This window comes from Trichlorobacter sp. (genome assembly GCF_030247655.1).
Taxonomy (GTDB): Bacteria; Desulfobacterota; Desulfuromonadia; order Geobacterales; family Pseudopelobacteraceae; genus Trichlorobacter.
In genome coordinates, this window is record NZ_JAOTRZ010000172.1 from 1 (window position 1) to 6,496 (window position 6,496).

Here is a 6,496-nt window from a genome sequence, read left to right on the forward strand (position 1 = left end):
GGAGTAGATCCAGCGTTCCTTGGCAATCGGCCCCAGTACCAGCGGCGAATTTTCTTCATCAAACTCTGCGTCCGGGCTCATGCCATAGACTTCGGAAGTGGAGGGGAAGATGACCCGCTTCTTGTGTTTGACACACAGGCGGATGATCTTGAGATTCTCTTCAAAATCCAGCTCAAAGACCCGCAGCGGATCCTTGACATAGGTAACCGGTGTGGCAATGGCCACCAGTGGCAGCACCGCATCGCACTTCTTGATATGGTATTCGATCCATTCCTTGTTGATGGTGATGTCACCTTCCAGGAAGTGGAACCGCTCGTGTCCCAGGGAACGCTCCAGCTTGTCGCAGGCCATATCCAGACCGTAGACCTCCCAGTCAGTTGTGGTCAGGATACGATGGGTCAGTGCATTGCCGATAAAACCGTTCACGCCAAGTATCAGTACTTTCATCCGTTTCTCCTTTATGGGTCCGGCAGTCCGCTACGCCAATTCTAGGCGTGTCTGCCAGTAACGTGGTTTTCTGTGCTGGTGCATTACGGCAAGAATGATAAGTTCATCTAATGCCTTGCGGTAGATAAGCGCATAGGGAAACCGGCGAATCAGACAACGGCGTATCTCTGGGGCAACCTCATGGCAACCCTCTGGGAACATCGCAATTCGCCGTGTTGCCACCTGCACCTCTGCAATTAATTGTCTGCCAAGCCCGACCGTCTGTAACTCATACCAGTCAAATGCTTCATCAAGCTCCTGCTGGGCAACTTCAATAAATCTGATATTCATGTTCGGTACTTAGCAAAAACTTCGTTCTCAGGGACCGAGGAGATCTCGCCCCGCTGATACGCATCCCAACGTGACTGTGCCTCGGCAACCCAGAGTCGCTCAATCTCCGGATCCGGCTGGTCAAGCGACTCCAGCAGGTAATCAACCAATTGCAGACGGTCTGCATCCGGCAGTTCCGCCAGCTGCCGTACAATAGGATCTGTACGCTGGATCATGGTGTTTGTCCTCCACTAGTACCAAAATGCATACCGCACTTTACGGTTACATCGACTGGCTCATAGTTACGAAGTTCCAACAGCCCGCTACCGGTGCCTATACACAGAGGATTCAGTGAGACCACCTGACCTGGTTCACCACTTCCTTCCACCGGCCAGGCAGACCAGATGATCACCTTGTTACCGTTCAACTCGGTAAATGCCCCAGGGTAGGGGTGGGTCACCCCACGGATCAGGTTATAGATCTGAACGGCGTCTTGAGACCAGTCAATCCGACCATCTTCCGGCTTGCGACCACCAAAATAGCTGCCTGCCGCCAGGTTCATCGGGATACGGCCAGCCGTACCATCCACCAGTTTTGGCCAGGCCCGTCTGAGCACGGTCACGGCAGCCTCGTTCACCTTGCCGAAGAGATCGTGGGCGGTATCGGTGAACATAATGCCAACCTTTTCCTGATCTACAATATCACCGGCATCCGGCTTGGCAACCATGTAATGCAAGGTTGCGCCGGTCTCGGTCTCGCCGTTGATCACCGCCCAGTTAACCGGCACACGACCGCGATACTTGGGTAGATAGGAGCCATGCAGGTTCAGCGCACCTTTGGCAGGTATCTCCAGTAGTTCCGGCTTGATCATGTTGCGGTAGTAAAATGACAGCAGGAACTCTGGCGCGATCTGTCTGACCCGTTCAATATTCTCTGGCTCATTGATGGAGCTGGTCAGGCAGGGAATCTTGTTAGCCTCTGCCAGTTCACGCACTGAACCAAACCAGATCTGCTCAGTAGGGGAATCCTCATGGGTGAAGATCAGGCTTATTTCTGCCCCTTGCCGTAGCAGTTCTTCAATACAGCGATAGCCGACATTATGGTAAGCACAGATGACGAGTTTCATTTTTCAGCCTTTCCTGCCATCTGGTTTCTAATATACGTAATTTCACTCTGCCAGTTTTGTGTTACCGGCCGACCGAACTTATACCGAAAATTACAAAGGCCGTCGCCTTGGGCAATGGTCTTGCTCCGTTCAAGTCCGGTTCCCTGCGCCTTACTCTGGGTAAAGTCATTCAAGCAGACATAGGGTGCCAGTTCCGAAGCCCCCTGGGCGTTAAAAAACTTAACCAGGGCACATTCGCTGTAGTTATATCCAAAATCAAAGTGCGTACTATCACCTTCAACAAACGTAGCGATCCAGTTTGCCGGATACTCCTTTTTTTGCGTCCAAGCGGCCCATTCTCGCATCTCCTTGATACTTCCAGGCTCAAACAACTTATTCCCCTGCTTTGTAAGGATATCTGGCGGCGTGTGCTCAAGTTCATACTTTCTCAGTTCGTACATAAGCTTGCCAACATCTTCTGCTGTTTTGCCGTAGGTCTTCATCGGCTCATAGAGGGCGACATACCACGCAGCAATCGGGAGATACTGGGTATCCCAGTTACGATCTCCGCCAACATCCGGCAGGGTCGGCAGCAGTGTCTCAAAGCGCCTCAACGCGCTTCTGATTAGCTGCTGAGTCCGCTCTTTACCGAATTCAGGCTCAATAAAAGCACGCACACCCTCCAGTGTTCCGTTAAACGCATTGAGTAGCTCATTTTTATTTTTCAGGTAGTAGTTTGTCTTCACTGCAGCCATCACCCAACCACAGGGAGTCGCTGATACAGCTGTGACTACGCCAAGCATCAAAAGCTCTCTACGCGTCAACTGCATAGCCCTACTCTTCAAATCCATAGGTTTTGCGCACAACATAACGAGGACGTTTGCGGACCTCCTGGTAGATCCTGCCCACGTATTCACCAACGATACCGATTCCGAAGATGATGATCCCGATGAAGAAAAACAGGATCGCAAACAGGGTGAAGACCCCTTCCACCTCGGCCCCGATCATGAAGCGCCGGATAAACAGAAACAGGGCAAATCCGACCGAGAGGAACGAAGTAACGATCCCCAGCAGGGCAAACAGTTGCAACGGCACCACAGAAAATCCGGTCATCAGATCAAAATTAAGCCGGATCAACCGGTAAAAGGAGTACTTGCTCTCTCCCAGTGTCCGCTCGGCATGCCCCACCATGATTTCAGTCGAGTTTGAGGAAAAGGTCTGGGCCAGGGCAGGGATAAAGGTGGTGGACTCGCCGCACTGGTTGATATTATTTATGATATTTCGATGATAGGCCCGCAACATACAGCCGTAATCGCTCATCTGCATACCGGTCATCTTGTTGGTGGTGATGTTAACAATCCGTGATGCCACCCTGCGAAAGAGGGGGTCCTGACGTTTTTCACGGATCGTACCAACCACATCATGGCCGGATTCAATCGCCGCAACCATACGGGGAATCTCTTCCGGCGGGTTCTGCAGATCAGCATCCAGGGTGATCACAATTTCACCCGTGGAACGCTCAAAAGCAGCCAGGATGGCCATGTGTTGGCCAAAGTTACCGTTGAACTCCACCACTTTTACGCCGGGACAGCGCTGCACATATTCATGCAGCATCTCCAGTGAGCGGTCACGTGAACCGTCATTGGTGAAGATGATCTCAAACGGACGGCCCAGCGCCTGTGCCACCGGGTAGAGCCGGTCCATTAATGGCTGCAGTGACTTTTCTTCGTTGTACACCGGGACAACAATACTGACGTATGGTGCTGTCATGCTGTCTGCGTCTCCTTTGCCAAAGTCTCAACCATCTCCGCACCCCACAGCTCCACCTGCCAACGCCGGATACCCGGTATGGCATGAAGCTGTTCCAACGTGACCGGCTGCTGCTCGGCAATCCGCTCCAGGAGCCAGTTTGGTGCCAACAACCCGGAGGCCAGTTCCATTCGGCTGCTGATCCCTTCACGCCATTGTTTGAGCCGTACAATCCTCGCCTTGATGCCCGGGTTAGGCTCTCCCTTGCCACGCGGAAAGCGCGGAAGGTCTGCTTCAGCCACCTCAAGTCCCTGCCGGACTGCTGCCAGTAGCTGTTCACCATATCGCCCAAGCAGACGGGGCGTCAACCCTGTAATTCCGTTCATCTCACGAACAGTTCCAGGCAAAACCTCTGCAATTTTAAGCAATGCCTCTGCTGGTATAACCTTGAAGGCTGGACGGTCTGCCTCCCGGGCCTGCTGGTCCCTAAACTGCAGCAACGCCTCCAGTATCGCCAGATTACGTGGTCTCAGTTTACCGGCGCCCTTACAGTTCAAAAATAACGGCCCGTTACCCTTTTCAGTGACCCGGTTGCCAACCAGCAGTGCGCATTCTTCAGCCACCCATGCTGTGCGACCAAGCTGCTCCAGCCTTTCCTGCAGTTGATCTGCCAACTCCAGCAGGTGGGCTGTATCGTGTGCGGCATAGTCTGCCATTTCTGAGCTAAGCGGCCGCTTGCTCCAGTCTGCTTTCTGAAAACGCTTGTCCAGTTCAATGCAAAAATGCTGTCGCAACAATGCAGCAAGACCAAATTCAGTGGCGCCGGTAAACTGTGCCGCTACCATTGTGTCGAACATCTGCTGTACAACAATGCCAAAATCGCGATGCAGTGAGCGGATATCATAATCACCACCATGCAGCACAGTACGCAATCCTGGCTTTGCCAGAAGCGTCCCCAGTGGCGTAAGATCGGAAAGCTGTAACGGGTCGATCAACCAGGTACCAGTGCGATTTGAAAGCTGCAGCAGGCAGACCTTTTCCCGGTAGTGATGCATGGAATCGGCCTCAAGATCAAGCGCCAGCTCGGTCTCTTTGGCTAACTCAGTACAGAGCTGCTCAAGCTGGCAGTTCTGCTCTATCACAGTGTAACGCAGTGTTGACATCAGAACTGCCTCAGAATGGCATAGCCGGTGTTGCGCTGGGCAGCGCTGAAGCCTGCAGTCTGAATCAATTCAATCATCTCCTGTTGTGACATTCTGAAGCAGCAGCCAGCAGCAGCCACCACATTCTCTTCCAGCATAGTTCCTCCCAGATCATTGGCGCCAAAAAACAGCGCAACCTGGGCCAGCTTAGCCCCCTGGGTCACCCAGCTGGCCTGAATATTCGGGATGTTATCCAATACAATCCTGGATAGAGCCAGTACCTTGAGATACTCCACTCCTGTGGCTGTAGATCCACCCAGCTCAGTGTTTCCGGGCTGATACGTCCATGGTATGAACGCTGTGAACGACCCTCCTGAAGCCTGCATCTCCCGCACCCTGAAGATATGCTCCACAACTTGTTCCGGTGTCTCTGTGCTGCCAAACATCATGGTGGCGGTGGTCGTCATGCCCAGCGATGAAGCAGCCAGCATGACCTCGCCCCAGCGCTTCCAGCCGATCTTTTTAGGCGAGATGGACTGCCGCACCTCATCCACCAGGATCTCTGCACCACCCCCTGGCACCGATGCCAGACCTGCTGCCTGCAGACGTGAAAGCACCTGCTCAATAGTAAGGCCGTGCCGGTCTGCCAGATGACAGATTTCAGCCGGTGACAGCGAATGGTTCTGTACGGTTGGAAAACGTTTCCGAATCTCACCAAAAAGCTCTTCAAAATAGCTAATGGTGAGGCTCGGATGCAGTCCGCCCTGCATCAGCAGTTGTGTGCCGCCATGCTGCACTAGCTCAGCTATCTTGCTAAAAATGGTTTCATGGTCCAGCAGATAGGCATCAGGTGCGTTAATATCCCGATAAAAAGCGCAGAATGAGCAGCGCGATTCACAGACATTAGTATAGTTAACGTTACGATCCACCACAAAGGTGACCTGATTATCCGGGTGCAACCTGCGCCTGATACGGTCTGCCCAACGGCCGAGCTGCAGCAAATCCCCGTGTAGCAACAGTTCAAGCGCCTGCGAGCGGTCTGGTGTCTGTTGCTGCCCCTTCATGACCGTACCCCCTTTATCAGCAGCTCTCTGACCTCACGGGGAATCCTCTTGGCCTTTAATCCTGATGTTACACAAGCCAGAGTAACCTCTGCCTGCACCAGCAACTGACCATCAGTCTCACGTAGCACCTGCTGCTGCAGGGTAAAGGAGGAGCCCCCAACCCGTACAGGTACGGTTGTTATCTGCAGTAACTCGTCATGCCGCGCCGGCGCCTTGAAATCAATCGCCATCCGAACCACCGGAAAGACAGAGCCTTCGGCCGCAAGCTGTGCGACCGAGCAACCTTGCTTACGCAGGAATTCGGTTCTGGCCCGCTCCATGTAGTTCAGGTAATTGGAATGGTAGACCACCCCGGCAGCATCGGTATCTTCGTAGTAGACTCTAATCTTCATAGCGGTTCCAAGCCTGTCACTCTACTGCAGTTGGCCCTGCTCTGCAACCGCAGATGCCAGAGCTGTTAACAAATCGACCATCTGGCAGCAAAAGAAGCAAAAAGGCGCCAATTACAGGCGCCAGACGATTTTAATCAAAAACCCATACACAGATAACAACCATAGCTCAAAACGCCCTTGTAGGCCATTTTATGCAACACCCAGTGCCAGCCCTGTGTTTATCAAGCTTTGCGCATGATCACCAGACTGCGTTGACCCATTTTCCATGGTAGACGGTAACTGACGGTC

At 53.0% G+C, this 6,496-nt stretch carries 9 protein-coding genes; all 9 read right to left on the reverse strand.

Annotation, left to right across the window (positions count from 1 at the left end; all coding sequences use genetic code 11):
• Positions 1-447, reverse strand: a 447-nt coding sequence (locus tag OEL57_RS12705; RefSeq protein ID WP_300740903.1) for an NAD-dependent epimerase/dehydratase family protein, incomplete at its 3' end; no start/stop codon positions are given.
• A 30-nt stretch (positions 448-477) separates the two neighbouring features.
• Positions 478-777 (reverse strand): type II toxin-antitoxin system RelE/ParE family toxin, encoded by a 300-nt coding sequence (locus OEL57_RS12710; protein WP_300740905.1) that lies wholly within the window; start codon positions 775-777, stop codon positions 478-480.
• Positions 774-992: an addiction module protein gene (locus OEL57_RS12715; RefSeq protein ID WP_300740906.1), complete on the reverse strand. Its 219-nt coding sequence runs from the start codon at positions 990-992 to the stop codon at positions 774-776. Before OEL57_RS12715 ends, OEL57_RS12710 begins: the two co-directional genes overlap by 4 nt.
• Positions 989-1,882 carry a formyltransferase gene (locus OEL57_RS12720; RefSeq protein ID WP_300740907.1) on the reverse strand — a complete coding sequence of 298 codons (894 nt, stop codon included), beginning with the start codon at positions 1,880-1,882 and terminating at the stop codon, positions 989-991. Before OEL57_RS12720 ends, OEL57_RS12715 begins: the two co-directional genes overlap by 4 nt.
• Positions 1,879-2,691 (reverse strand): L-2-amino-thiazoline-4-carboxylic acid hydrolase, encoded by an 813-nt coding sequence (locus tag OEL57_RS12725; protein ID WP_300740909.1) that lies wholly within the window; start codon positions 2,689-2,691, stop codon positions 1,879-1,881. The genes OEL57_RS12720 and OEL57_RS12725 overlap by 4 nt, the downstream gene beginning before the upstream one ends.
• Positions 2,692-2,695: 4 nt before the next feature.
• Entirely contained in the window at positions 2,696-3,631 is a 936-nt protein-coding gene (locus OEL57_RS12730; protein WP_300740910.1) for a glycosyltransferase, read from the reverse strand.
• A complete protein-coding gene (locus OEL57_RS12735; RefSeq protein WP_300740911.1) occupies positions 3,628-4,773 on the reverse strand; it encodes a ribonuclease D in 1,146 nt (381 codons plus the stop codon). Before OEL57_RS12735 ends, OEL57_RS12730 begins: the two co-directional genes overlap by 4 nt.
• A complete protein-coding gene (gene mqnC / locus OEL57_RS12740; protein ID WP_300740912.1) occupies positions 4,773-5,816 on the reverse strand; it encodes a cyclic dehypoxanthinyl futalosine synthase in 1,044 nt (347 codons plus the stop codon). Before mqnC ends, OEL57_RS12735 begins: the two co-directional genes overlap by 1 nt.
• Positions 5,813-6,208 (reverse strand): tol-pal system-associated acyl-CoA thioesterase, encoded by a 396-nt coding sequence (gene ybgC, locus OEL57_RS12745; RefSeq protein WP_300740913.1) that lies wholly within the window; start codon positions 6,206-6,208, stop codon positions 5,813-5,815. Before ybgC ends, mqnC begins: the two co-directional genes overlap by 4 nt.
• Positions 6,209-6,496: the final 288 nt, after the last annotated feature.